Origin of the sequence: Oscillibacter valericigenes, from assembly GCF_021531435.1 — a bacterium.
Classification (GTDB): domain Bacteria; phylum Bacillota; class Clostridia; order Oscillospirales; family Oscillospiraceae; genus Oscillibacter; species Oscillibacter valericigenes_B.
In genome coordinates, this window is sequence record NZ_JAFBIS010000020.1 from 1 (window position 1) to 23,612 (window position 23,612).

Consider the following 23,612-nt stretch of genomic DNA (forward strand, 5'->3'; position numbering starts at 1 on the left):
CGAACACGGTAGTTAAGCTCGTCTCTGCCGACAATACTTGGCTGGCAACGGCCCGGGAAAATAGGTAGCGCCAACACTGAGCGGCAGTCATACGACTGCCGCTTTTTTGCTGTTCGATGTTCAACAGGTAATTTTGTATCCGCCTTGTAACGATATTTTATGGGTTCCGCATTAGAATGGAAAAAAGCATTGAGGAGTGTAAAATTGCCATGCTTGATTCGATAGATAAGACTTTGCGGCCGCCTGTTCACCGAAGCTGGCTGCGTTTGCGGCTGGGAAAAGCTTATTATGCTGGAAAGCGCTATTTGCTGTGGTGTTCTCCCAGGTTTCAATGGGCTAAAGAACGCAGAAAAGACCGACTGCCTTGTAGCCAATTCACGCACGCGACACCCCTGATCCGCAATTTAAGCGGCGACCAAATGGAGTGGCAGCAGAATAAGGTCGTTAATTTGAAACTGGCAGCGGCGCGTCTGGACGGTATTGTTATCCGCCCCGGTGAGACCTTCAGCTATTGGAAGCTCATCGGAAAGCCCACCCGACGAAAGGGATACCGGGAGGGAATGGTGCTGTTTCTGGGACATATCGGCAGTGACGTTGGCGGGGGACTGTGCCAGCTGTCCAACCTGATTTTCTGGATGACACTCCATACGCCGCTGACGGTGGTGGAGCGTTACCGGCATTCCCATGATGTATTTCCTGATGTTGACCGTACACAACCCTTTGGAAGCGGTGCAACCTGCGCATATCCGCATCGGGATTTGATGTTCGGAATGATACCGATCAGGAGTTTCAGCTTTGCCTTCAGGTTGGTGAAACACATCTGGAGGGAGAATGGCGGGCCATGTATCCGCCGGAAAACCGTTATGAGATCGTGGAGCGGGACGCCCGGATTGAGCAGGCAGCCTGGGGCGGATATATCCGCCATAACGCACTGTACAGAAACGCCTATGATTTGCTGGGAAAATTGTTGGAAGAACAGTTTTTATTTACCAACGACGCTATTATGATGTACAGCCCGCTATTGCCGCAGGCTTAAAAAAGACACGGTATCGTAAGATACCGTGTCTTCTCTTCTGCAAATCAGCCCTTATATTCCACATACAGCTCCCGGACCGCGTTGGGATCGGCAGGGGCTGCTGCGTTGGGGGCTTCGGGGGCCTTGGCAGGCTCGTCGTGGGGGCCGTCCCGCCAGGCAAGGAACTTGGGCGCCACTTGGGGGAACAGGGCCAGGGAGAGCACGTCCTCGTCGCTCTTGGCGATGTCCTTGAACTCCTCCCGGTATTTCTCTACCTCCGGCTCCAGCAGGTCCGCCGGACGGCAGGTGATGACATCCTCCGGCTTGATGCCGGCTTTTGCCCGGACCTCCTCATTGACGGTGCCGGGCAGTTTGCCGTACTCGCCCCGCAGCATGGCCTTGGACTCCTTGGTGAAGGTCTTGTACCGCTCGCCCATGATGACGTTCATCACCGCCTGGGTGCCCACGATCTGGCTGGAGGGCGTCACCAGCGGGGGATAGCCATAGTCCTCACGGACACGGGGGATCTCCGCCAGCACATCGTAATACTTGTCTTCTTTACCAGCCTGCTTGAGCTGGGAAATGAGGTTGCTCAGCATACCGCCGGGGACCTGGTACAGCAGGGTGTTGGTGTCCACATTCAAAACCTTGGGGTCCAGGGAGCCCTGCTCTTTCAGCTTCTGCGCCACCTTACGGAAGTGGACGGCGGCCTCGCTCATCTTGTTCAGGTCCAGGCCGGTGTCCCGCGCCGTGCCTTTCAGCGTGGCGACCAGAGACTCGGTGGCGGGCTGTGCAGTGCCATTGGCCAGGGGGCTGAGAGCGGTGTCCACGATGTCCACGCCGGCCATGGCTGCCATGAGATACACCATGTCGCCGGTGCCGGTGGTGTTGTGGGTATGGAGGTGGATGGGTACGCTGACCGTTTCTTTCAGACGCTTCACCAGGGAGTAGGCGTCCATGGGCAGGAGCAGGTTCGCCATGTCCTTGATGCAGATGACATCGGCGCCCATCTGCTCCAGCTCCTTCGCCAGCTTTACGAAGTACTCCTCATTGTGGATGGGGGAGATGGTGTAGCTCATGGCGGCTTCCACCATGCCGCCGTATTTCTTGGTGGACTTAATGGCCTGCTCCAGGTTGCGGACATCGTTCAGCGCGTCAAAGATACGGATGATGTCGATGCCGTTTTCGATGGACTTGCGGCAGAAGGCGTCCACCACGTCGTCGGCGTAGTGCTTGTAGCCAAGGATGTTCTGGCCCCGGAACAGCATCTGCAGCTTGGTGTGGGGCAGGGCCTTGCGGAGCTTCCGCAGGCGCTCCCAGGGGTCCTCGTTGAGGAAGCGCATGCAGGAGTCGAAGGTGGCGCCGCCCCAGCACTCCAGGGACCAGTAGCCGATGGAGTCCAGCACCTCGCAGGCGGGGAGCATATCCTCCACCCGCATGCGGGTGGCCGCCTGGGACTGGTGGGCGTCACGGAGGATGGTGTCCGTGATATACAGGGGCTTGTTAGACAAAAATTCCATAGAAAACCTCCAGCTTGCCACCAGGGTATCGTTGTCGGGCGCGAAAACTGCGTAATTTCAGACCTGGTGGCGCGTTAAAGTTCTTTTTGATCCTTTTTCCTCTACGAGGACGTACTCCTCTAAGATTTTGCTTTGCAAAATCAAGTGTCGTTACAGTCTTTCAAGAAAAAGGATTAACCGAACAGAGAGATGAGGACGCCTGCCGCAATAGCGGAGCCGATGACGCCAGCCACGTTGGGGCCCATGGCGTGCATCAGCAGGAAGTTGCCGGGATTGGCCTCCTGGCCCACCTTCTGGGACACGCGGGCGGCCATCGGCACGGCGGAGACACCGGCGGAGCCGATGAGGGGATTGATCTTCTCCTTCAGGAACAGGTTCATAAACTTGGCAAGCAGGACGCCGCCGGCTGTGCCGCAGCCGAAGGCCACGATGCCCATGACCATGATCTTGATGGTCTGGAGGGACAGGAAGGTGGCGCCGGTGGCGGTGGCGCCCACAGACACGCCCAGAAAGATAGTGACGATGTTGATGAGCTCGTTCTGGACAGTCTTGCTGAGCCGCTCCGTGACGCCGCACTCTCTAAACAGGTTGCCCAGCATCAGACAGGCGATCAGAGGACCGGCGGAGGGCACCAGCAGGGCCACGAAGATAGTTACCACGATGGGGAAGATGATCTTCTCTTTTTTGGATACTTCCCGCAGGGGCTTCATCACGATCTGCCGCTCTTTTTCGGTAGTCAGCAGCTTCATAATGGGAGGCTGGATGACGGGCACCAGCGCCATGTAGGAATAAGCGGCCACGGCAATGGGGCCCAGCAGGGCCGGAGCCAGCATAGCGGTGACGAAGATGGCGGTGGGGCCGTCGGCGCCGCCGATGATGCCGATGGAGCCGGCCTCCGCGCCGGTGAAGCCCATGAGACGGCAGCCGGCGTAGGTCAGGAAGATGCCCACCTGGGCGGCAGCGCCCAGCAGCAGGCTCTTGGGATTGGCGATCAGGGGACCGAAGTCGGTCATGGCGCCCACGCCCATGAAGATCAGGCAGGGATAAATGCCCAGCTTCACGCCTAAGTACAGGATGTCGATGAGGCCGGTGGAGACGGTGACGTTGGACAGCTCCATGCCGTAATAGGCGGCAGCCTGCTCCGCCTGAACCAGCGCCTCAAGCTGCACCTCAAAGGTGCTCAGGGCGCTGCCGGCGGAAGCGGCGATCTCCGACATGGCGCTTTCAATGACTTCCGGGGTAAAGGTGGACTGGGCCGCGGCCATCAGCTGTTCCACATAGGGAGCCAGGACATTCTGTGACACACCCAGCTCCTGCATCTCCGCGAGGAACTCCGCGGTGACGGGGGAGCCGCCGATGAGGTCCCAGTGGATGTGGCCGCCGGCGAATAAAATTTCATGGAACATACCGGCGCCGGGCAGGTTGGTCATCAGCATGCCGAAGGCGATGGTCACCATCAGCAGGGGCTCAAACTTTTTGCCGATGCCCAGGTACAGCAGAAAACATGCGATACAGAGCATCACCATGTTCTTCCAGCCGCCGCTTTGAAAGAACATGACGAAGCCGGTGTCGTTGATAAAATTCAGGATAGCTTCCATACACGCCTCCAGTCCGTTACTGGATGACGCACAGCAGCGTGCCGGATTCCACGGAGGCTCCCTTGGAGGTATTGACGGAGGCGATCTTGCCGTCGCAGGGGCACATGATCTCGTTTTCCATCTTCATGGCCTCCAGGACCATCAGGACCTGGCCGCGCTTGACCGCATCGCCGACAGCCACATTGACAGACAGAATGGTGCCCGGCATGGGGGAGGTCACCTTCTCTCCGCCGGCGGGCGCAGCCGCGGGAGCAGGAGCAGCCGCGGGAGCGGGAGCCGGGGCAGCGGCGGGCGCAGGAGCGGCGCCGGTCAGCTCTTCCAGTTCGATCTCATAGGCGGTGCCGTTGACGGTCACTCTGTATTTTTTCATAAATGCGTTCTCCTTCTTGTTATTTACTCTGTTGGCTTACAGCTTCTTGACGGACAGAATTCGGATGCCAGTAATATCGGTGCCAAGTTCTTCCGCGATGGCGGCGGAGATGGCGGCGATCAGCTCCTGCTGGTTCACCGCTGGCGCGGGAGCAGGGGCTTCCACTGCGGGCAGAGCGGCTTTTTGACTGCGGCCGCAGATACGGCCCAGAAGCGTTGTCAGGACGATCAGGCAGATCAGACCAAAAAACACCGTTCCCATTCCCATCAAGCAGACAAAAATGATGGAATAGTCCATAGGTTCCCTCCTGTACTCGAAATTGAAAATATTATAACAAATTTTTGGAGAAAAGACAATCCGGCCTTGGTTAGATTTCTTCTTTCGTTTTTGGATATGTTGACGAAGAAAATTTCGCACAATTGGAAAAAGTGGGGACATAAACAGAGACTCTATGATATAATGAAGCACATCTGAACAGGATCTCTCCGCCGGTATCGTGCGGCAGAATGGAAGGATGTGCGGCATTTGAAGTATCAAACGGTGATTCCGGGCAGGTTCCTGGCCCGGCCCAACCGGTTTATCGCCAAGGTGGAAACGGAGGAGGTCGTCCAGACCGTCCACGTGAAAAATACCGGCCGGTGCCGGGAATTGCTGGTCCCGGGCGCCACGGTCTATTTGGAACGGGCCGTCAATCCGGCCCGCAAGACGCCTTACGATCTGATCGCGGTGGAGAAGGGGGAGCGGCTTATCAACATGGACGCCCAGGCACCTAATAAGGTCTTTGGTGAGTGGGCGGCGGCAGGGGGATTTCTCCCCGGTTTGACTGCCATTCACAGCGAATACGTTTACGGAGAATCCCGGCTGGATTTCTGCCTGGAGACGGAAAAAGGGCTGCATTTGGTGGAGGTCAAGGGCGTGACACTGGAGGAAAACGGCCGCGCCCGCTTCCCGGACGCTCCCACGGAACGGGGAATCAAACACATCCGGGAATTGCAGAAAGCGGCGGAAAAGGGGCTTGACGCTACACTATTCTTTGTGGTACAAATAAAGGACATTGACAGTGTTTCCCCCAATGACGATACGCACCCCGCTTTCGGCGCGGCCCTGCGGGAAGCGGTGTCCCATGGTGTAAGCGTTTGCGCATATGACTGCGATGTAACGCCGGACAGTCTGACTATCCTCCGGCCGGTGCCGGTCATTCTGTGAAACCGTTAGGAGCTGTACCATGAGTTTTCTGGAGTTGTTTCTCATTGGCGTTGGACTTTCCATGGACGCCTTTGCCGTGGCGATTTGCCAGGGCCTGTGCATGAAAAAGCTGAACTGGCGCTACGCCGGGATCATCGCTTTGTTTTTCGGGGGCTTCCAGGCGCTGATGCCGCTGATCGGCTGGCTGCTGGGCTCCCAGTTCGCGGGGTACATCCAGAACATTGACCACTGGGTGGCGTTCGTTCTGCTGGTGCTGATCGGCGGAAATATGGCGCGGGAGGCACTGTCTCCGGAAGAGGAGGAGACAGCCTGTGCCATTACGGTGAAAATTGATTACAAGCAGCTGTTTTTGATGGCTGTCGCCACCAGCATTGACGCGCTGGCGGTGGGCGTGACCTTCGCGTTTCTGGAAGTGTCCATTCTCCCGGCCATCAGCATCATTGGATGCACAACGTTTGTTCTTTCCATTGTGGGCGTGGTCGTGGGCAACTTCTTCGGCGTCCGCTATAAGAAACGGGCGGAGTTATCCGGCGGCATCATTCTGATCCTGCTGGGCGTGAAGATTTTGCTGGAGCACCTGGGCGTATTTTGAAAATTAGTGAGAGCGGCACCGCATTGCGGTGCCGCTCTTTTGGATAGCACTTGTCTTTTTTTGGAATCTGCGGTAAAATATCCCGCAAAAGGGGGCGAGAGAATGGACAAGAAAAAAGCAGCCGCCGCGGCGGTCACAGTGGCGGCGGCCGCCGGTATGGTCACCGGCGCGGCGTTTGACAGCCCCGCTGACCTGATGCAGGACCCGCCGGCGGCGGTGGCCGTGCAGACGGATGACGATGACAGCGGCGCGGCTCCGGAGGAGCGGCAGAGTGGGCCCGCGGCCCGCATCCGGGAATGGGTACTGTCCCTGCCCGCGGCGGTGCGGATGCTGGTGGGGGTGCCGCTGTGGGTGCTGGGCTGGGTGCTGCTGACCGGACTTTCCACCTTGTGGGCCAGCGCCCTGACGCCGCTGCTGTCCAGAGTGTTAGGCTGGTTTTGTCTGGCGCTGATCCTGGCGGCGGTATTTGCCTGCTCGGTAAAGGCGGCCTTTCCCGATGTGCCTCTGCGGAAAATTCTGCGGCCCCGGAACGTGCTGTTCCTGCTGGGCATGACGGCGCTGCTGGCCATTGCTGACCTGGCGCTGCCTACGGTCTGGCAGGGCTATGATGCCGTCTCCCGGACCGTCTGGCGGGTGGGCTCCGCCTGCCTGCTGGCCTTTGTCTGCTGCGCGGCGCTGAAGTCCCAGGGCAAGCGGGCGGCAAAAAAAGAAGCGCCTGCCCGCAGCGGCCGTACCGCCGTGGAGGAGGAAGCCCTCCGGCTGGCGGATACCGTCTGCGGAAAAAGATAAAAAAACAGGGCCTGACGCTTTGTCAGACCCTGTTTTCTTATACGATTTTCTGCAAAAACGTTTTTTCCGGGACTTGCTTTCCTTCCGAAAAATAGCGGATGATGTCCTTTCGCGTGACGATGCCGATAAAACTGCCGCTGTCGTCCACCACGGGGATAAAATTTTGGTTCATGGCGCTGGTGAGAAGTTCTTCCATGCTGACGGTGATGCGGACGGGGAGGTACTGGGTTTCCCGGAGAATGTCCCGTACCTGGAGCTGCTCCAGATCCTTCATGGAGCAGGGCCGCTGGCCCTCTCCCTCGTCAGCGACGAGCCGCCAGAGGAAATCCCCCTCGCTGACGGTGCCGACGTACTTTCCGTCCCGGCTGATGACGGGGATGGCGGTGTAGCCATGGTGCCGCATCTTTTCCAGTCCCTGCCGGAACGTGTAGTCGTCATAGAGGTACGCGACGCGGTTTTTGGGAAGCAGGAAATAAGCGATATTCACGAAACAGCCCCTTTTCTCGAAGACGGAAAGCCCGCCTGTATTTGGCTCTTCGGCCTCTATTCATAATATACAATAGATACCACTGGTAATGGTGAACAATTTATGAAATTTGCTAGGGAAATTCCTTTACTTTTCCAGTGGAAGCTGTTATGATAATTCTGTGATATATGCAACAAAAAGGAGGCGGCAATATGTTGTCGCAGCAGGAACTGGCAAAAAGCCCATTGTTTCAGGACATCAGCTATGAGGATTACCGCAGCCTGCTCACCTGTTTTCAGGCTGTCCAGAAGTCTTTCCGGTCAGACGATCTGATCTATGATTTCTCGTCTCCCAAAAACGACGCCGTGGGCGTTGTGGAGCGGGGCTGCGCGGCGCTCATCCGCATTGATGAGGAAGGGGTGTCTACCGTGATGGAGGAGCTGGGACCGGGAGGCGTCTTTGGCAAGACGCTGGCCTTCGCCGGCTCCAGCGGGGACAGCCTGGAGGTGGTGTGCCGCACGCCCTGCGATGTGCTGTTCATCGACTATCCCCATATCCTCAAGCGGTGCGAAAGCGCCTGCACCCGGCATAGCATTCTGGTGCAGAATATGCTGCGGCTGATGAGCGGCAAGGCCCAGGCCCTCAGCGAGCGGGTGGATGTGCTGTCCCGCCGCTCCATCCGGGAAAAACTCCTGTGCTATTTCCGCCAGCTCTCGGAGCAGGCGGGCAGCAGCACCTTTACATTGCCCTTTTCCCTGAGCACCCTTGCGGACTATATCGCCACGGACCGCAGCGCCATGATGCGGGAGCTGAAGCGGCTGCGGGAAGAGGGAGTCATCCGTACGGAGGGGCGGCAGATCACGCTGCTTTGAGCTCAAAAATAATTTGTGAAAAAATTGTCGATTATGGATTGACGAACCATTCCTGATATATTAAAATGTAAGCAATGCGTTTATGGCAGGATACAGGTCGTTTTTCATTTCATCATTTGGGAAAGAAGGAATAGTATGTATCGCATCGTGAGAAAAGAGGCCCTCCGTCCCACAGTGACCCTGTACGAGATCGAGGCGCCCCTGATCGCAAAGAAGGCCCAGCCGGGCCAGTTCATCATCCTCCGCGTGGATGAGAACGGCGAGCGCATCCCCATCACCATCAACAACTACGATCCCGAGAAGGGCACCGTCACCATTATTGTCCAGACCGTGGGCGCCACCACCGAGAAGCTGGCCCGCCTGAATGAGGGCGATTGCCTCCAGGACTTCGTGGGACCCCTGGGCAAGGCTACCGTCACCGAAGGCAAGAAGAAGGTCTGCGTGGTCGGCGGCGGCGTGGGCTGCGCCATCGCCTACCCCGTTTTGAAGAAGTTCCATGACGACGGCGCCGAGGTCCACGCGGTGGTCGGCTTCAAGAATAAGGATCTGGTCATCCTGGAGGATGACTTCCGGAAGTCCTCCGACGTGCTGAAGATCTGCACCGACGACGGTTCCTACGGTCAGAAGGGTCTGGTCACCGACGCTCTGAAGGAGCTGATTGAGGCGGGCAACCAGTACGACGAGGTCTTCGCCATCGGCCCCATGATCATGATGAAATTCGTCAGCAAGACCACCGAGCCTTACGGCATCCCCACCACCGTGTCCATGAGCCCTATCATGGTAGACGGCACCGGCATGTGCGGCGGCTGCCGCCTCAGCGTCGGCGGCGAGATGAAGTTCGCCTGCGTGGACGGCCCCGACTTTGACGGTCATAAGGTCGACTGGGATCTGGCTGTCAAGCGCAACCAGATGTACCGGGACTTCGAGATGCACAAGCACGAGGAGACCTGCAACCTGTTCAAAAAGGAGGCCGAATAATCATGGCTAACATGTCTTTGACCAAGAATCCCATGCCCTCTCAGGACCCCAACGTTCGCAACAAGAACTTCCAGGAGGTCGCTCTGGGCTACACTGAGGAGCAGGCTCTGGACGAGGCCCAGCGCTGCCTGAACTGCAAGAACAAGCCCTGCATGACCGGCTGCCCGGTTATGGTACATATCCCCGAGTTCATCGCCGAGGTCGCCAAGGGCAACTTCGAGGAGGCCTATCAGATCATCTCCCACACCTCCGCTCTGCCCGCCGTATGCGGCCGTGTCTGCCCCCAGGAGAACCAGTGCGAGAAGTACTGCGTCCGGGGCAAGAAGGGCGATCCCGTCGGCATCGGCCGCCTGGAGCGCTTTGTGGCCGACTGGCACAACGCCAACTGTCACACCCTGCCTGAAAAGCCCGCTTCCAACGGCCACCGCGTGGCCATCGTGGGCTCCGGTCCCGCAGGCCTGACCTGCGCCGGCGACCTGGCCCGCAAGGGTTACGAGGTCACCGTCTTTGAGGCGCTGCACCTGGCCGGCGGCGTGCTGGTCTACGGCATACCTGAGTTCCGTCTGCCCAAGTCCATCGTCCAGAAGGAAGTGGACGGCCTGAAGGCTCTGGGTGTCACCATCGCCACCGATACTGTGGTCGGCCGCACCATCACCGTTGACGAGCTGATGGAGGAACAGGGCTTCGAGGCCGTGTTCATTGGCTCCGGCGCCGGTCTGCCCATGTTCATGAACATCCCCGGCGTCAACTACAAGGGCGTGTTCTCCGCCAACGAGTTCCTGACCCGTATCAACCTGATGAAGGCCTACAAGCCCGACTCCGACACCCCTATCGTCCATCCCAAGAAGGTGGCCGTGGTGGGCGGCGGCAACGTGGCCATGGACGCCGCCCGCTGCGCCAAGCGCCTGGGCGCCGAGGTCTACATCGTGTACCGCCGCGGCATGGAGGAACTGCCCGCCCGTAAGGAGGAAGTGGAGCACGCCGAGGAAGAGGGCATCATTTTCAAGACCCTCAACAACCCCGTGGAGATCCTGGCGGATGAGAACGACAACGTCAACAAGATCCGCTGCATCCAGATGGAGCTGGGCGAGCCCGACGCCTCCGGCCGCCGCCGCCCCGTGGAGATCCCCGGCAGCGAGTTCGACCTGGACGTGGACTGCGTCATCATGGCCCTGGGCACCAGCCCCAACCCCCTAATCAAGGACACCACTAAGGGTCTGGAGATCAACAAGAAGGGCGGCATCGTGGTCAACGAGGACGGCCTGACCTCCAAGGACAATGTCTACGCCGGCGGCGACGCCGTCACCGGCGCTGCCACCGTCATCCTGGCCATGGGCGCTGGCAAGACTGCTGCCAAGGCCATCGACGAGGCTCTGAGCAAGTGATCCGCAATACGCTAAAAAATGGCACCCGCTGAAAAGCGGGTGCCGTTTTGTTATCTCAGCAGATTGGGGACATCCAATTCCGTGACCGGAATGACCGGCAGGGGAGCGGAAGTGTGAGGGCCTATTTCCTTATGCATCCAGATCATATCGTACCACTTGCCGAACTTGTAGCCGCATTTGGGAAATTTGGCCGTCAGCTCATAGCCCATGTGGGTGTGAAATTCCGGGCTGTTGTTGGTCAGGTGGTCGTCCGCGTGGTCGGTATAGGCGATGCAGGCATACATGCTCAAAATGTGCTGGGCTTTCAGAATACGTTCCAGGGCGTCGTACAGCGCCCGCCCGCAGCCGGTGCCGGTTTGGTCCTGCCTGACATAGATGGAGGTCTCCACCGCCCAGTCATAGGCCGCCCGGGCCTTGAAGGGAGAGGCATAGGCATAGCCGATCAGTTCCCCGCCCCGTTGGGCCACCAGGTAAGGATAGCGGCGGAGCCGGTCTTCCATGGTGGCGCGGAATTCCTCCAGCGTGGGCGGCTCATAGTTGAAGGCCACTGCCGTCTGGAGAACATAGGGGGTGAAAATATCCAGCAGGGCGGGTGCGTCCTCCCAGCGGGCCATACGGATGCGGATGTCGGTTTCCATAGGAGACTCCTCCCGAAAAGAGATTTCAGAAGCTCAGTAGGCGGCTTCCATAGTCCGCACCTGCTCGTAGATGCGGTCGTTCACCGGGACAGCGATGTTGTGCTTTCGGGCCAGCCGCCGGACGGTGCCCGCAAACAGCTCCAGCTCGCTTTTCCGGTGGGCCTTGCCGTCCTGCCGCATGGAGGGTTCCCCGTCGGCGGGGAAGGTGTCGATGATGGCAAGCCAGCCGTCGATGTCCTTCTCCGACAGAGGGACGCCCTCGGCGTTGGCCACCGCCACCACCTCCCGCATGGCGCCCAGCATGGTGTCCCGGGCCTCGCCGGGGACCTGGAGGGCGCCGTAGCCGCACTGGTACAGCATGGCGGCCTGGTTGCAGCCGGTGTTGCACATCAGCTTGCTCCACATATGGGTGGCAATATCGCCGGGGAGGGCGTAAGAGAAGGAGATGCTGTCAAAAAAGGCTGTCAGCCGCCGCAGATGGCGCTCGTTCTGTCCGGCGGGCACGCCGATGGCAAGCTCACCCAGGGGAGAGACGGTGACGTGATTGCCCTCTTTTAAAGCGGACATCCGCTGGGCCACGCACCAGACCACCTGCTCCGGGGAGAAGGCTGCGCCCAGCACCTGTTCGCTGGAGATGCCGTTGAGGACGGAGACCAGGGTGGTGTCCGGGCCCACCAGATGGCGGCATGTCTCCACGGCGCTGTCCAGTCCGCCGAATTTGACCGCGAACAAAAGCAGGTCCACCGGCTCTGTTACCGCGGCGGCGTCGGCATAGTTGAAATCCTGAAGCTGGCCGTTGAAGAACACGCCCTCCCGGCGGTAGCGTTCCACCCGGCCTTTGTTCGCCAGTACCAGCACATGCTCCCGGCCCAGGGCCTCGGTCAGCAGATGAGCGTACAGGGTGCCCAGGGCGCCTAAGCCAATAACGCCCGCGGTTTTGATTTCTTTCATGCAGATTCCTCCTTATGGCAAAAAAGCGGCGCATACGCGCCGCTTTTCATAGTCGTTTTTATGCGCGGACCAGCCATTTCAGGTCGTAAGGCTCATAGACAACCTTTTCATAGGCGTCCACATCCAGCAGTACGCCGGTCCAGTCAGAGTGGATGTCGCCGTTTTGCTTGATGAGAATATCGTACAGGATGTCGTAGGTCACGCCGTCGGCGGGGTCCGTTTCCTCAATGGTGGAGTAGGGCAGGGTTTTGTGGTAAGTCAGTTCCATGCCCTTATAGTCAAAGTGGAAGCCGCAGCGCATCCGGCAACCGTCCAGGCCGGTGTACCGGGCCACCTGCTTCAGATCGTGGAGGATCTTGTCGCCGTCCTCGTCGTACAGGTTCTCCGGCGTGGTGGCGGTGTAATCGAAGCGGAACTGGATGGAGGCGCCGGGGATCTTCAAAAACCGCTCCATGTAGGGGACCAGGCCCTCGGCGGGATAGTCCTTGTAGAGCACGCAGTTCACCCGGAAGGGCACCGGCAGGCTGGCCAGAAGGCCGTCGTTGGACTCCACCACATACTTCTGCATATGGCGGGAGACATTGATGCAGGTGATCTTATGCTTGTTCTTTTCGGCGAAGGCGAGGATGTCCTCCTCGGATGTGTGCTCGGATACCGGCAGGGTGGTATTGATGTAGACCTTGTGGGTGGTGGGGATCTCGTCCAGCATCGTCTGCAGCGCCGTCAGATCGGCGAAAGGCTCACCGCCGGTAAACACAAAGTCACAGCGGGGCGTGATGGCGTCCATACGGCGGATGCTCTCGCAGATCTTCTCCAGCGAAAAGCCCGTCAGGTCAGCGTATTCACCTTTGTTGATACAAAAAGGGCAGTGGTTTTTGCAGTCATAGGGGACGAAAATCGTCACCGTTGCGCCGCCTTCCCGCGTCTTGTAGGGATGTTTCATGTTGATTGGCCTCTCAGAATGAAGTTGATTCTTTACGTGTAAAAACGGTGTAAAAAACCGATTTGGAAAAGTCCATGCACAAATAAGTATTATAATGAGTTTTTCCTGGAAGGTCAAGAGAAAAAGCAAAATTCCGCCGCTGGCGGAGCGGCTTTTTTCGGGGACTGTACAAGATGAGGAAAAACTGCTATAATCATTCGTATTTCAAGAGCGAAAGGGAGGTGTGCCCCATGGAAAACTGTCTGGCGGCGTTCCAGGCAACGCTGGATGGACTGACATCCTTTCTGGAGGATTATCCGCTGGCGGTGGAGTGGTACACGGCCTTTGTGCGGTTTCTGTTCCCGGTGCTGGCAATTCTGATCCTGTACCGGGCGGTGCGCTCCCTGCTGAAGATCCCCCACACGCCGGAGACCTGGGGACAGCTGAGCCTGCCCAACGGCGCGCCGATCCTGCTGACCCACTGGGAAAATATTCTGGGCCGGGGAAAAAGCTGCGACGTGTTTTTGAACTACCCCAGCATTTCCCGCCAGCACGCGGCGCTTTGCCGGGGGGATGACGGCGGCTGGACCATCTATGACCTGGGCTCCAAGGGCGGCACGCTGGTCAACGGCAAGGCCGTGGAAGCCCCGGTTTCCGTGAAGATGGGCGACACCATTACCTTGGGCGGCGTGCCGCTGGTGTTCCTGCCCCAGACCGTGGCGGAGCGGGAGGCGCTGGAGGAACAGCGCCGGGCGGAGCGGCCCGCCGCCATGTGGCCCTCTTTTTTGTGGCTCACGGTATTTCAGGTATTGACCTGTTTGCAGCTCATCGCCGCCGCCGGAACGGAGGCCACCGTGATGCTGCCGCTGGCGTTTCTGGGGCTGACGATATTGATGTGGCTGTATTTTGCCGTACTGCGGTGCACCCGCTGCGTGGGCTTCGAGATGGAGACCATCGCCTTTTTCCTGTCCACGCTGTCCCTTGCGGTGACGGCCTCCAGCGCGCCGGGGAGCTTATTCAAGCAGTTTATGGCGATTTTCCTGGGACTGGGACTGTTTTTGGTGCTGGGCCTGTTCCTGCGGGACTTAGAGCGGGTGCGTAAGACCCGCTGGCTCATGGCTGCGGCGGCCATTGGCCTGCTGGGTATCACCCTGCTCATCGGCAATTCCAAATACGGCGCCGTCAACTGGATCTCCATCGGCCCGCTGTCCTTCCAGCCCTCGGAAATCGCAAAAATCTGCTATATCTTTGCCGGTTCCGCCACGCTGGAGCGGCTGTTCCACAAGCGGAACATCACGCTGTTCATCGCTTTGACCGGCGTATGCATCGGCTGCCTGGGCCTGATGAGCGACTTCGGCACCGCCGCGATCTTCTTTGTGACCTTCCTGGTCATCGCCTATCTCCGCTCCGGCGACTTTGCCACGCTGTCCCTGATCTGCGGCGGCGCGGTATTCGGGGCAGGCATTATTCTGAAATTCAAGCCTTACATCCTCAACCGCTTTGCTTCCTGGGGCCATGCCTGGGAAGCTGCCTCCACCACCGGCTACCAGCAGACCCGCACCATGTCCGCCGCCGCCTCCGGCGGCCTGCTGGGTATGGGCGCGGGGAAGGGCTGGCTCCACCGGGTCCCGGCGGCGGATACCGATTTGGTGTTCGGAATGCTGTGCGAGGAGTGGGGGCTGCTCATTGCCGTGCTGACGGTGGTGAGCATCATTACGCTGGCGTTTTTTGCCGTCCGGGCCTGCCGGACGGGGCGCTCCAGCTACTACATCATCGCCGCCTGCGCCGCGGGCTCTCTGCTGGTGTTCCAAACCAGTCTGAACGTGTTTGGCTCCGTGGACCTGCTGCCCCTCACCGGCGTGACCTTCCCCTTTGTCTCCAACGGCGGCTCCGCCATGATGTCCGCCTGGGGTCTGCTGGCGTTTTTGAAGGCCATGGACACCCGGGAGAACGCCAGCTTCGCCATCCGGCGCAGTCCGGGGCGAAAGCTGACGGAGGACGCTCGCCGGCGGGCGGAGCCTGTGGGAGACCCCTTTGGAGAGGAGGCGCGCCATGAAGAAGATTGAACGCCGCGCCGTGGTCTGCGGCATCCTGGCGCTGCTGCTGGCGGCGGGCTTGACCGTGTTCCTGGTCAAGTACCTGCTCAGCGGCGGCGATTGGGCCTCCTCGCCCTTTAACCGCCATCTCTACGACACCAGCGGCCAGTTGGTGGTGGGTAGCGTGCTGGACAGGGACGGCGATGTGCTGTCCGCCGGAGAAAACGGGAAGCGCACCTACTACAACAACGAGACGGTCCGCAAGGCCACGCTCCACGCTGTGGGCGACCTTCAGGGCAACATTGGCACCGGGGCGCTGAACGCCTTTGCCGACAAGCTGACAGGCTATGACCTCCTGAACGGCGCCTTCGGCGCCGACCAGGGCTCGGAGCTGTACATGACCATCGACGCCCGGTACAATTACGAGGCATATCAGGCGCTGAACGGCCACGCGGGCACCGTGGCGGTGTACAACTATAAGACCGGGGAAATCTTATGCATGGTCTCCGCCCCAAGCTATGACCCGCTGAACGTGCCCAAGGACATTGAGACCAACGACCGCTACAAGGGCGCCTACCTGAACCGCTTCTTGTCCTCCACATTCACCCCCGGCTCCGTCTACAAAACTGTGACGCTGACGGCGGCGCTGGAGCAGATCCCGGATATAGAGGACCGCACCTGGACCTGCACGGGCAGCGTCCAGATCGGGGACGAGACTATTATCTGCTCCGGCACCCACGGGGAGCAGCACATCGGCGACGCCTTCGCCAACAGCTGCAACGTGGCGTTCGCGCAGATCGCGGAGGAGCTGGGCGCGGACACGATGAAAAAATATACGGAAAAGGCGGGGCTGACGGACAGCTATTCCATTGACGGCCTGCCTACTGCCAAGGGCACTTTTCACTGGACGGACATTACCGCCGGACAGCTTGGCTGGGCCGGCGTAGGCCAGTACAAGGATCAGGTGAATCCCTGCTCCCTGATGGTCTATATGGGCGCCGTGGCAAACGGCGGCAAGGCGGCAAAGCCCTACCTGATTCAAAAGACGGTTTCTGCCCTGGGGATCCCGTCGCTGCCCCATATCACCACGAAGACCGGGACGCTGGCCGCTTCCGGTACGGCGAAGAAGCTGGCGGACATGATGGCGGCCAATGTGGAAAAGACATACGGCACCAACCGCTTTCCCAATATGGACATCTGCGCCAAATCCGGCACCGCCGAAGTGGGAGAGGGGCAGACGCCCCACGCCTGGTTCGCGGGCTTCCTGCGGAACGAGGACGCGCCTTACGCCTTTGTGGTGCTGGTGGAAAACGGCGGCGGCGGCAGCTCCGTGGCAGGCACGGTGGCGGGCAAGGTGCTGGACATCATGGTAAACGGATATTAAGGAGAAATAGAAATGAAGAAAAAGGGACTGCTGCTGCGGACAGAGAAGCAGCTCAACGGAGGGGCGATCGTTTCCGGCGTGGGCTTCCTTCTGTACCTGGCTGCAAAAGCACTTGGCTGGGAGACAACGGCAGGCAGCGTCTGCTGTGTGTTTGGCCTGATCGCTGTATGGACATTTCTGTCTGCCGCCGTGGTGCGGAAAAAGGATAAAGAGACTGTCAGCTATAATCTCCTCTGGGGCACCGGAGCGCTGGCCCTGCTGCTGGGCGCCTGCGCGGTGCTGACCATCCGGCAGAGATTGGGCCTGTAAAAAGAAAGCCACGCCTTACGGCGTGGCTTTTTCATTGGAATCTCATACGTCTTTCCCAGTGCGCGGGTCATAGCGCAAGCCCCACGTTGGACCTGAATTTGCCCGCTCCCGGGGGGCAGCGCTCCCATTTTAACACGCTCTTTCCAGAAATGCCACAGAGAAACGACAAATTTTTTGTCAGGACATGTGCCTGACAAAAACACATTGACTCAGCCGCCTTTATCCGCAAGGGGTATGCGATATCCGTAAGGCGCTAAAGCGCCAACGGCTATCCAAGGGCGGCGTTCGCCAGTGACCGATGTCACTGGTGGGGGGTTCAGCCAAAAAGAGAGAGGAGCCATCGGGCTCCTCTCTCTTTTTGGCGTCTAAGGGGGATGCAATCCCCCTTGGATTTAGAATGCGGGCACCACAGCGCCGTCGTACTTCTCCAGGATGAAGTCGCGGACGGTATCGGAGTGCAGAGCTTCCACCAGAGCCTGAACAGCGGCGTTGTTCTCATTGCCTTCCTTGACCACCAGAATGTTCACGTAGGGAGAGTCAGCATCCTCGATGGCCAGAGCGTCCTCCACGGGGTTGAAGCCGGCTTCCAGCGCGTAGTTGACGTTGATGACGGCGATGTCCACTTCAGTCAGGGCGTTGGGGACCATGGCGGCCTCCAGCTCGGTGAAGGTCAGGTTCTTGGGATTCTCAACAATGTCGTTGGGGGTGGCGTCCAGACCGGCGTCATCGCTGAGCTTGATGAGACCCTGGGCCTCCAGCAGCAGCAGGGCGCGGGCCTCGTTGGTCACGTCGTTGGGGACAGCCACGGTAGCGCCGTCAGCCAGCTCCTCCAGAGAGGCGGTCTTGCCGGCGTAGATGCCCATGGGTTCGATGTGGACGCCGGCCACGCTCACCAGGTGGGTGCCGTTTTCAGCGTTGAAGTTGTCCAGATAGGGGACATGCTGGAAGTAGTTGGCATCCTCAGCACCCTCCTCCACGGCGGTGTTGGGGACCACATAGTCGCCGTAGACATGGATCTGCAGGTCGATGCCCTGCTCGGCCAGGATGGGTACGCACTCCTCCAGGATCTCAGCGTGGGGAGTGGCGGAAGCGGCAACGTTCAGCACGGTGGGTTCCGCGGGAGTCTCAGCGGGGGCTTCGGTCTCAGCGGGCTTCTCCGCGGGGGCAGGGGTCTCCTTGGAGCCGCCGCAGGCGGCCAGGGACAGGCACAGCACCAGGGCCAGTGCCAGAGTCAGCAGTTTTTTCATTGTTCTTTTCCTCCAATACTTTTTGGGATTTTTTATTTCAAACGGCTGTCCGGAATTCCAGGGACAGGCGGTGAAACCGATGAAATGGACGTTTATTTGGTGTGGGTGAAGCGGGCCAGCATTTCCAGAGGCCCAAAGCCCTTCTTGTGTCCGCTGTCCAGGCGCTTGTCGATGCGGGCCGACACATGGCTGAAAACGGATTGAATGAGCTGCACCAGGACGATCAGGAAGATGACCGTTACCAGCAGCATAGGGGGATAGCGGCGCTGATAGCCGTAGCGGATAGCCAGGTCGCCCAGGCCGCCCGCGCCGATGGCGCCGGCGATGGCGGTGTAGGCCAGGATGGTCACGATGGAGATGGCGCCGCCCAGTACCAGAGAGGGCTTCGACTCCGGCAGGTAGACCTTCCAGACGATCTGGAACGTGGACGCGCCCATGGACTGGGCTGCCTCCACCACGCCGGCGTCCACCTCCGACAGGGAGGTCTCCACCATACGGGCGATGAAGGGGGCCGCCGAGACCACCAGGGGAACGATGGCGCCCCGGACGCCGATCTTGGTGCCCACGATGAGCTTTGTGAAATCCATGATGGCGACCATCAAAATGATGAAGGGGAGGGACCGTCCCACGTTGATGATCCAGCCCAAAACCTTGTAGATGACGTTGTTGGGGCGGATGCCGTGGGGCTGGGTCAGGATCAGGGCAACGCCCAGGGGCAGGCCCAGCAGGTAGGCGAACACCGTGGAGATGCCGGTCATGACCAGGGTGTCAACGGTGCCGTCCAGCAGCAGGGGACCGTATTTGGTCCAAAATTCAGCAGTCAGAAGATCAGCCATGGTATTCCACCTCCTCCGCGGAAACGTTGGGCTGGGAACGGATGTAGCTCAGGGCTTTGGCGGCCTCGTTGGGGTCGTCCGGCAGCCCCAGCAGCATGGTGCCGAAGGCCTTGCCGTCGATGTTGCGGGTGTCTGCGCCCAGAATATTTACCTTGACGCCCAGGTCGATGGCAAGAGATGCGATGAGGGGCTGATAGGCCGTGCCGCCGTTGAATGCCACGCGGACGGCGTGGGTCCCGGCGGGATACTGGGCCACGCTGACGCCGCCGGGATACACCAGGCGGCGGGCCGCGTCGGTGGAGGGATGGGAGAAGATGTCTTCCACATCGCCCTGCTCCGCCACCACGCCGCCATCCAGAATGGCGACACGGGAGCAAATTTCCTCAATGACGCTCATCTGGTGGGTGATGACCACCACCGTCACGCCCAGCTTGGCGTTCAGGTCTTTCAGCAGGGCCAGAATGGAAGCGGTGGTGGTGGGGTCCAGCGCGGAGGTGGCCTCGTCACAGAGGAGCACCTTGGGGTCCGTTGCCAGGGCGCGGGCGATGGCCACCCGCTGCTTCTGGCCGCCGGAGAGCTGGGAGGGATAGGCGTCGGCCTTGTCACGCAGGCCCACGATCTCCAGCAGTTCTACCGCCCGCTTTTTCGCCTGGGCAGCGGGGATGCCGCAAAGCTCCATGGGGAAGCAGACGTTTTTCAGACAGGTGCGCTGCATCAGCAGGTTAAAGCTCTGGAAAATCATGGTGACATCACGGCGGGCCAGCCGCAGCTCCTTTTCGGAGAGGGCCGTCATCTCCTTGCCGTCCACGATGACGGTGCCGGAGGTGGGGCGCTCCAGCAGGTTGATACACCGGACCAGCGTGGACTTGCCCGCACCGGAAAGGCCGATGATGCCGAAGATCTCACCCTGCTTGATGTCCAGATTGATGTCCTCAAGGGCGTGGACGGCGGTGTCGCCCTCGCCGAAGGTCTTGGTCAGATGCTGGATCTGGATGATGGATTCGCTCACAATATCGAATCTCCTTTATCTGTATTTTGTTGCAACAAAAAAGTCCTTGATGCCATGCATCAAGGACGACAGATTTGCCGTGGTACCACCTTGGTTCGCACACTTTCTCACGAAAGCGGCCTTTGAGAGTGCCAACACACTCCTGCGCTGTGACGTGCGCTCACGTCGTGACCTATGCATCCGCGGTCGGCCACGCAACTCCGAGACCATGTTCGGCAAGCCCTTCCGTACCCCTTTCCACCAACCGGGGCTCTCTGCGGCGTATCTGCCTGCTTACTCTTCTCTTCATCGTCTTTGCGGTATGGAATTGTCCTGTTATCTGTTCCATAGTTTACATGCTATCGGTTTTGCTGTCAACGGGCGAAATGGACAGAAAGATAAAAAGGGAATCCCGGAAAACTGGCAGAATTGACAAGGTGGTAAAAAATTCTGACGGATAGGGCGGTATCGGATTGAAAGGCGGCGGTAAAACTGCTATTATGTTGGGCAGAAAAAGAGAGGAGGGTGGCTGTGGCGAGACCTTATGCGCAGAACGCGGTGATCCGCTGGCTGCGGGACCTGCTGTGCGGCTTTCTGATCGGCGCCGGGGCCATCCTGCCGGGGGTCTCCGGCGGCGTGCTGGCGGTGGTGTTCGACATTTACCGCCCCTTCATGGAGGTGCTGACCCGGCCCTGGACAGCCATTCCTAAGTATTGGAAGTGGTTCCCGCCCATTGCTCTGGGCTGGTGCGCGGGTTTCCTGGGCTTTGCGAAGGGCATCGCCACGGCGATGAACCTGTCTGATACCGTGACGATCTGGCTGTTTATCGGCCTGATCGTGGGCACCGTGCCGTCACTGTTCCGGGAGGCCGGGAAAGAGGGGCGCTCCGCCGCCTCCTGGACCAGCCTGCTGCTGTGCGCCGCCGCGATCTTTGCCGGACTGTTCTATGTCAGCCGTATCCTGTGCGTCACGGTGAAACCGAATTTCTGGTGGTATAACTTCTGCGGCGTGCTGTGGGGGGTGAGCATCGTCATCCCCGGCATGACCTCCTCCTCGGTGATGATGGCTCTGGGGCTGTACCAGCCTATGCTGGAGGGCCTGGCCCGGCTGGACCTGCTGGTGCTGTCCGCCTGTCTGCCGGGGCTGGCGCTGTCGGTGATATTGCTGGCCCGGATGGTGAGCTGGTTTTTCCACCGCCACTACTCTGTGGCGTTCCACGGGATTTTGGGTATCGTGCTGGCCTCCACCCTGGTCATCATCCCCACGGAATATACGGGAGCGGGAGAGATGGCTCTGTCGGCTGTGTGCTGCGTGGGCGGTTTTCTGCTGGCCTATTTCCTGGCCCGGCTGGATAAACGGATCCAGGGAACGTAAAAAGGACGCTCAAAAGAGCGTCCTTTTTTGTTACAGCTTCACGATACCGGCCTCCACCAGCTTCTGCAGGCTCATCAGGATGCCCAGCTTGGCGTGGTACCAGGTCAGGCCGCCCTGGAAATAGACGGCGTAGGGCTCCCGGATGGGGCCGTCGGCGGACAACTCAATGCTGCTGCCCTGGACGAAAGCGCCCGCCGCCATGATGACGTCACTGTCATAGCCGGGCATGGCCCAGGGCTCCGGGGTGACGTAGCTGTCCACCGGCGCGGCGGACTGAATGCCCTTGCAGAAGGCCACCATAGCCTCCCGGCTGCCCAAAGTGACGGCCTGGATGATGTCGTGGCGGCTCTCCGTGGCGTTGGGGACACAAGCAAATCCCAGCTTTTCATAGATGTTGGCGGCAAAAATGGCGCCTTTCAGCGCGCCGGACACCACCGTGGGAGAAAGGAACAGGCCCTGATAGAAGGAGGGCATCAACCCCAGGTTGGCGCCGACCTCCTGACCCAGACCAGGGGCGGAGAGGCGGTAGGCGCAGCGCTCCACGCACTCCTTGGTGCCGCAGATGTAGCCGCCGATGGGGGCAAGGCCGCCGCCGGGGTTCTTGATAAGGCTGCCGACCACCATGTCGGCGCCCAGGTCGGAGGGCTCGATGCGCTCCACAAACTCGCCGTAGCAGTTGTCCACCATGACCTTCACATCCGGCTTCACGGACTTGCAGAAGGCGATCAGCTCACCGATCTGCTCCACGGAGAAACTGGGCCGGGTGGCGTAGCCTTTGGACCGTTGGATGGTGATGAGCTTGGTGCGGTCGTTGATCTTCTCCCGGATGGCGTCGTAGTCAAAGGAGCCGTCGGGCTTTAAATCGGCCTGGGCATAGGTCACGCCGTATTCTTTCAGGGAGCACTTGCTCTCCCGGATGCCGATGACCTCCTCCAGGGTATCGTAGGGCGCGCCCACGGGAGAGAGCAGCTCGTCGCCGGGCAGCAGGTTGGCGGACAGGGCCACCGTCAGGGCGTGGGTGCCGCAGGTGATCTGGGGTCGAACCAGGGCGGCCTCGGTGTGGAACACGTCGGCGTAGACCCGCTCCAGGTTGTCCCGTCCCTCGTCATCGTAGCCGTAGCCGGTGGTAGCGGCGAAATGAGTGGCGTTGACCCGGTTTTTCTGCATGGCGGCCAGAACCTTGCACTGGTTGTACTCCGCCGTCTGGTCGATGGCCTCAAACCGGGAACGCAGGCTTTCCAGCACCGTTTCCCCGTATTCATACACAGCCCGGCTGACGCCAAGCTGTTCGTACATGTTCTCGATTTCCATGGTTTCCATCCTTTTTCACGTATTTCTCGCACAAGTGCTGATTATAGCAGGAGAGGGAGGAAATAGCAAGCAAAACTCCCCGGAAATCTTGCAATCACAGGGAAAAAACACTACAATGGAGAAAACGGGAATGGGAGAAAGAAAATGGACTTCCGCATCATTGATATGGAGCAAGACCCCAGAAGGGATCAGTACGCTTATTTCCGCTCCCTGGCGAATCCATACGTGGGCGTGACCGTGAACGTGGATGTCACAGCCCTGATGGAGTGGACCAAGGCGGGCCACAGTAATTTTTTCCTGACATTCCTCTACGCGGTCGTCCGGGCGGCCAACAGTGTGCCGGAGCTGCGGCGGCGCATCCGGGGAGAGCAGGTGGTGGAGTATGAAAATTGTCCGTCCTCCCATACGGTGGCGCTGGATAACGGCGCTTACTGCTATTGTCAACTGGAGACCAACAAACCCCTGAAGGATTTTTTGACTTACGCGGCGGAGGCCCAGAAACGGGCCAGGGAGCATCCCAGTCTGGACGACGGGGACAGCGAGAGCCTCTTCTTCGTCTCCTGCGTGCCCTGGCTCAGCTATACGTCCATCATACAGCCCGTGCCCGCCCCGGCGGACAGTAATCCCCGTATTACCTGGGGAAAGTATTTCCGACAGGGGGAGCAGGTTTTGATGCCGGTGACGCTGCTGGCCCACCACGCCCTGGTGGACGGCATCCATATCGCCCGGTTCTATGAGGCACTGGACCGGGAACTGGCAGCCATTGCGTCAGGGAAAAAAACGTAAAAAAGCGGCACGCCGAAGCGTGCCGCTTTGCTTATGTAG

The 23,612-nt window shown here is 59.6% G+C and carries 24 protein-coding genes, 1 pseudogene and 1 other annotated feature; of the genes and pseudogenes, 12 read left to right on the forward strand and 13 right to left on the reverse strand.

The annotated features are described in order from the left end of the window. A partial coding sequence (locus tag JQM68_RS10635) for a hypothetical protein (RefSeq protein ID WP_235223020.1) occupies nt 1-383 on the reverse strand: 383 nt, incomplete at its 3' end. A gap of 42 nt (nt 384-425) precedes the next feature. On the opposite strand from JQM68_RS10635, the pseudogene JQM68_RS10640 reads away from it, so the two are divergent. Continuing rightward, nucleotides 426-1,007: pseudogene (locus JQM68_RS10640) on the forward strand (VanW family protein); the annotation flags it as partial. Between the two features lie 73 nt (nt 1,008-1,080). On the opposite strand, the gene JQM68_RS10645 reads toward JQM68_RS10640, so the two are convergent. The 4 genes from JQM68_RS10645 to JQM68_RS10660 form a co-directional block, all read right to left on the reverse strand. Next, on the reverse strand, nt 1,081-2,535 hold the full coding sequence (locus JQM68_RS10645; RefSeq protein ID WP_235222985.1) for a pyruvate carboxylase subunit B: 1,455 nt from the start codon (nt 2,533-2,535) through the stop codon (nt 1,081-1,083). Between the two features lie 173 nt (nt 2,536-2,708). Further along, nucleotides 2,709-4,091 (reverse strand): sodium ion-translocating decarboxylase subunit beta, encoded by a 1,383-nt coding sequence (locus JQM68_RS10650; RefSeq protein WP_459558693.1) that lies wholly within the window; start codon nt 4,089-4,091, stop codon nt 2,709-2,711. A gap of 58 nt (nt 4,092-4,149) precedes the next feature. Beyond that, nucleotides 4,150-4,503 (reverse strand): acyl-CoA carboxylase biotin carboxyl carrier protein subunit, encoded by a 354-nt coding sequence (locus JQM68_RS10655; protein WP_235222987.1) that lies wholly within the window; start codon nt 4,501-4,503, stop codon nt 4,150-4,152. A gap of 36 nt (nt 4,504-4,539) precedes the next feature. Continuing rightward, nucleotides 4,540-4,800, reverse strand: a complete 261-nt coding sequence (locus JQM68_RS10660) for an OadG family protein (RefSeq protein WP_235222988.1) — start codon at nt 4,798-4,800, stop codon at nt 4,540-4,542. A 228-nt stretch (nt 4,801-5,028) separates the two neighbouring features. On the opposite strand from JQM68_RS10660, the gene sfsA reads away from it, so the two are divergent. The 3 genes from sfsA to JQM68_RS10675 all read left to right on the forward strand — a co-directional run bounded on the left by sfsA (nt 5,029) and on the right by JQM68_RS10675 (nt 7,090). Further along, nucleotides 5,029-5,709: a DNA/RNA nuclease SfsA gene (sfsA, locus tag JQM68_RS10665; RefSeq protein ID WP_268821486.1), complete on the forward strand. Its 681-nt coding sequence runs from the start codon at nt 5,029-5,031 to the stop codon at nt 5,707-5,709. 19 nt (nt 5,710-5,728) lie between these two features. Then, nucleotides 5,729-6,301 carry a manganese efflux pump MntP gene (locus tag JQM68_RS10670; RefSeq protein ID WP_235222990.1) on the forward strand — a complete coding sequence of 191 codons (573 nt, stop codon included), beginning with the start codon at nt 5,729-5,731 and terminating at the stop codon, nt 6,299-6,301. Nucleotides 6,302-6,403: 102 nt separating this feature from the next. Then, nucleotides 6,404-7,090 (forward strand): hypothetical protein, encoded by a 687-nt coding sequence (locus tag JQM68_RS10675; protein WP_235222991.1) that lies wholly within the window; start codon nt 6,404-6,406, stop codon nt 7,088-7,090. Between the two features lie 37 nt (nt 7,091-7,127). On the opposite strand, the gene JQM68_RS10680 is transcribed toward JQM68_RS10675, so the two are convergent. Then, the gene (locus tag JQM68_RS10680; RefSeq protein ID WP_235222992.1) at nt 7,128-7,577 is read right to left on the reverse strand and encodes a CBS domain-containing protein; all 450 of its coding nucleotides are present in this window, start codon (nt 7,575-7,577) and stop codon (nt 7,128-7,130) included. A gap of 191 nt (nt 7,578-7,768) precedes the next feature. On the opposite strand from JQM68_RS10680, the gene JQM68_RS10685 reads away from it, so the two are divergent. The 3 genes from JQM68_RS10685 to gltA all read left to right on the forward strand — a co-directional run bounded on the left by JQM68_RS10685 (nt 7,769) and on the right by gltA (nt 10,791). Continuing rightward, entirely contained in the window at nt 7,769-8,428 is a 660-nt protein-coding gene (locus JQM68_RS10685) for a Crp/Fnr family transcriptional regulator (RefSeq protein WP_235222993.1), read from the forward strand. 135 nt (nt 8,429-8,563) lie between these two features. After that, entirely contained in the window at nt 8,564-9,406 is an 843-nt protein-coding gene (locus JQM68_RS10690; RefSeq protein WP_235222994.1) for a sulfide/dihydroorotate dehydrogenase-like FAD/NAD-binding protein, read from the forward strand. A 2-nt stretch (nt 9,407-9,408) separates the two neighbouring features. After that, nucleotides 9,409-10,791, forward strand: a complete 1,383-nt coding sequence (gene gltA / locus JQM68_RS10695; protein WP_235222995.1) for an NADPH-dependent glutamate synthase — start codon at nt 9,409-9,411, stop codon at nt 10,789-10,791. A 50-nt stretch (nt 10,792-10,841) separates the two neighbouring features. On the opposite strand, the gene JQM68_RS10700 is transcribed toward gltA, so the two are convergent. From JQM68_RS10700 to JQM68_RS10710, 3 genes are read right to left on the reverse strand one after another with little or no spacing between them, the layout of a single operon-like run. Continuing rightward, nucleotides 10,842-11,429 (reverse strand): GNAT family N-acetyltransferase, encoded by a 588-nt coding sequence (locus tag JQM68_RS10700; RefSeq protein WP_235222996.1) that lies wholly within the window; start codon nt 11,427-11,429, stop codon nt 10,842-10,844. Nucleotides 11,430-11,462: 33 nt separating this feature from the next. Next, entirely contained in the window at nt 11,463-12,380 is a 918-nt protein-coding gene (locus tag JQM68_RS10705) for a ketopantoate reductase family protein (protein ID WP_235222997.1), read from the reverse strand. Between the two features lie 58 nt (nt 12,381-12,438). Next, the gene (locus JQM68_RS10710) at nt 12,439-13,323 is read right to left on the reverse strand and encodes a 4Fe-4S cluster-binding domain-containing protein (protein WP_235222998.1); all 885 of its coding nucleotides are present in this window, start codon (nt 13,321-13,323) and stop codon (nt 12,439-12,441) included. Nucleotides 13,324-13,553: 230 nt separating this feature from the next. On the opposite strand from JQM68_RS10710, the gene JQM68_RS10715 reads away from it, so the two are divergent. The 3 genes from JQM68_RS10715 to JQM68_RS10725 are packed head-to-tail and all read left to right on the forward strand — an operon-like array spanning nt 13,554 to nt 17,031. Continuing rightward, on the forward strand, nt 13,554-15,368 hold the full coding sequence (locus JQM68_RS10715; protein ID WP_235222999.1) for an FtsW/RodA/SpoVE family cell cycle protein: 1,815 nt from the start codon (nt 13,554-13,556) through the stop codon (nt 15,366-15,368). Further along, nucleotides 15,355-16,722, forward strand: coding sequence for a penicillin-binding transpeptidase domain-containing protein (locus JQM68_RS10720; protein ID WP_235223000.1), 1,368 nt, complete (start codon nt 15,355-15,357; stop codon nt 16,720-16,722). Before JQM68_RS10715 ends, JQM68_RS10720 begins: the two co-directional genes overlap by 14 nt. 12 nt (nt 16,723-16,734) lie before the next feature. Next, a complete protein-coding gene (locus tag JQM68_RS10725; RefSeq protein ID WP_235223001.1) occupies nt 16,735-17,031 on the forward strand; it encodes a hypothetical protein in 297 nt (98 codons plus the stop codon). A gap of 392 nt (nt 17,032-17,423) precedes the next feature. On the opposite strand, the gene JQM68_RS10730 is transcribed toward JQM68_RS10725, so the two are convergent. The 3 genes from JQM68_RS10730 to JQM68_RS10740 all read right to left on the reverse strand — a co-directional run bounded on the left by JQM68_RS10730 (nt 17,424) and on the right by JQM68_RS10740 (nt 20,126). Continuing rightward, entirely contained in the window at nt 17,424-18,278 is an 855-nt protein-coding gene (locus tag JQM68_RS10730) for a MetQ/NlpA family ABC transporter substrate-binding protein (protein ID WP_235223002.1), read from the reverse strand. 92 nt (nt 18,279-18,370) lie between these two features. Further along, the gene (locus tag JQM68_RS10735) at nt 18,371-19,114 is read right to left on the reverse strand and encodes a methionine ABC transporter permease (RefSeq protein ID WP_235223003.1); all 744 of its coding nucleotides are present in this window, start codon (nt 19,112-19,114) and stop codon (nt 18,371-18,373) included. Beyond that, nucleotides 19,107-20,126, reverse strand: coding sequence for a methionine ABC transporter ATP-binding protein (locus JQM68_RS10740; RefSeq protein ID WP_235223018.1), 1,020 nt, complete (start codon nt 20,124-20,126; stop codon nt 19,107-19,109). Before JQM68_RS10740 ends, JQM68_RS10735 begins: the two co-directional genes overlap by 8 nt. Before the next feature lie 55 nt (nt 20,127-20,181). After that, nucleotides 20,182-20,421, reverse strand: a binding site (T-box leader). 212 nt (nt 20,422-20,633) lie between these two features. On the opposite strand from JQM68_RS10740, the gene JQM68_RS10745 reads away from it, so the two are divergent. After that, nucleotides 20,634-21,476: a DUF368 domain-containing protein gene (locus JQM68_RS10745; RefSeq protein WP_235223004.1), complete on the forward strand. Its 843-nt coding sequence runs from the start codon at nt 20,634-20,636 to the stop codon at nt 21,474-21,476. A 30-nt stretch (nt 21,477-21,506) separates the two neighbouring features. Here JQM68_RS10745 and JQM68_RS10750 read toward each other — a convergent pair whose 3' ends face one another. After that, complete coding sequence (locus JQM68_RS10750) at nt 21,507-22,787, reverse strand: methionine gamma-lyase family protein (RefSeq protein WP_235223005.1); 1,281 nt, start codon at nt 22,785-22,787, stop codon at nt 21,507-21,509. 144 nt (nt 22,788-22,931) lie between these two features. On the opposite strand from JQM68_RS10750, the gene JQM68_RS10755 reads away from it, so the two are divergent. Continuing rightward, on the forward strand, nt 22,932-23,573 hold the full coding sequence (locus JQM68_RS10755; RefSeq protein ID WP_235223006.1) for a CatA-like O-acetyltransferase: 642 nt from the start codon (nt 22,932-22,934) through the stop codon (nt 23,571-23,573). Nucleotides 23,574-23,612: the final 39 nt, after the last annotated feature.

Coding starts and splice junctions, on each gene's coding strand:
- gltA (WP_235222995.1), top strand. CDS start 9,409: ATGGCTAACATGTCTTTGACCAAGAATCCCATGCCCTCTCAGGACCCC.
- JQM68_RS10720 (WP_235223000.1), top strand. CDS start 15,355: ATGAAGAAGATTGAACGCCGCGCCGTGGTCTGCGGCATCCTGGCGCTG.
- JQM68_RS10670 (WP_235222990.1), top strand. CDS start 5,729: ATGAGTTTTCTGGAGTTGTTTCTCATTGGCGTTGGACTTTCCATGGAC.
- JQM68_RS10660 (WP_235222988.1), bottom strand. CDS start 4,800: ATGGACTATTCCATCATTTTTGTCTGCTTGATGGGAATGGGAACGGTG.
- JQM68_RS10650 (WP_459558693.1), bottom strand. CDS start 4,091: ATGTTCTTTCAAAGCGGCGGCTGGAAGAACATGGTGATGCTCTGTATC.
- JQM68_RS10645 (WP_235222985.1), bottom strand. CDS start 2,535: ATGGAATTTTTGTCTAACAAGCCCCTGTATATCACGGACACCATCCTC.
- JQM68_RS10730 (WP_235223002.1), bottom strand. CDS start 18,278: ATGAAAAAACTGCTGACTCTGGCACTGGCCCTGGTGCTGTGCCTGTCC.
- JQM68_RS10685 (WP_235222993.1), top strand. CDS start 7,769: ATGTTGTCGCAGCAGGAACTGGCAAAAAGCCCATTGTTTCAGGACATC.
- JQM68_RS10710 (WP_235222998.1), bottom strand. CDS start 13,323: ATGAAACATCCCTACAAGACGCGGGAAGGCGGCGCAACGGTGACGATT.
- JQM68_RS10705 (WP_235222997.1), bottom strand. CDS start 12,380: ATGAAAGAAATCAAAACCGCGGGCGTTATTGGCTTAGGCGCCCTGGGC.
- JQM68_RS10750 (WP_235223005.1), bottom strand. CDS start 22,787: ATGGAAATCGAGAACATGTACGAACAGCTTGGCGTCAGCCGGGCTGTG.
- JQM68_RS10690 (WP_235222994.1), top strand. CDS start 8,564: ATGTATCGCATCGTGAGAAAAGAGGCCCTCCGTCCCACAGTGACCCTG.
- JQM68_RS10655 (WP_235222987.1), bottom strand. CDS start 4,503: ATGAAAAAATACAGAGTGACCGTCAACGGCACCGCCTATGAGATCGAA.
- JQM68_RS10735 (WP_235223003.1), bottom strand. CDS start 19,114: ATGGCTGATCTTCTGACTGCTGAATTTTGGACCAAATACGGTCCCCTG.
- JQM68_RS10755 (WP_235223006.1), top strand. CDS start 22,932: ATGGACTTCCGCATCATTGATATGGAGCAAGACCCCAGAAGGGATCAG.
- JQM68_RS10700 (WP_235222996.1), bottom strand. CDS start 11,429: ATGGAAACCGACATCCGCATCCGTATGGCCCGCTGGGAGGACGCACCC.
- JQM68_RS10675 (WP_235222991.1), top strand. CDS start 6,404: ATGGACAAGAAAAAAGCAGCCGCCGCGGCGGTCACAGTGGCGGCGGCC.
- JQM68_RS10715 (WP_235222999.1), top strand. CDS start 13,554: ATGGAAAACTGTCTGGCGGCGTTCCAGGCAACGCTGGATGGACTGACA.
- JQM68_RS10725 (WP_235223001.1), top strand. CDS start 16,735: ATGAAGAAAAAGGGACTGCTGCTGCGGACAGAGAAGCAGCTCAACGGA.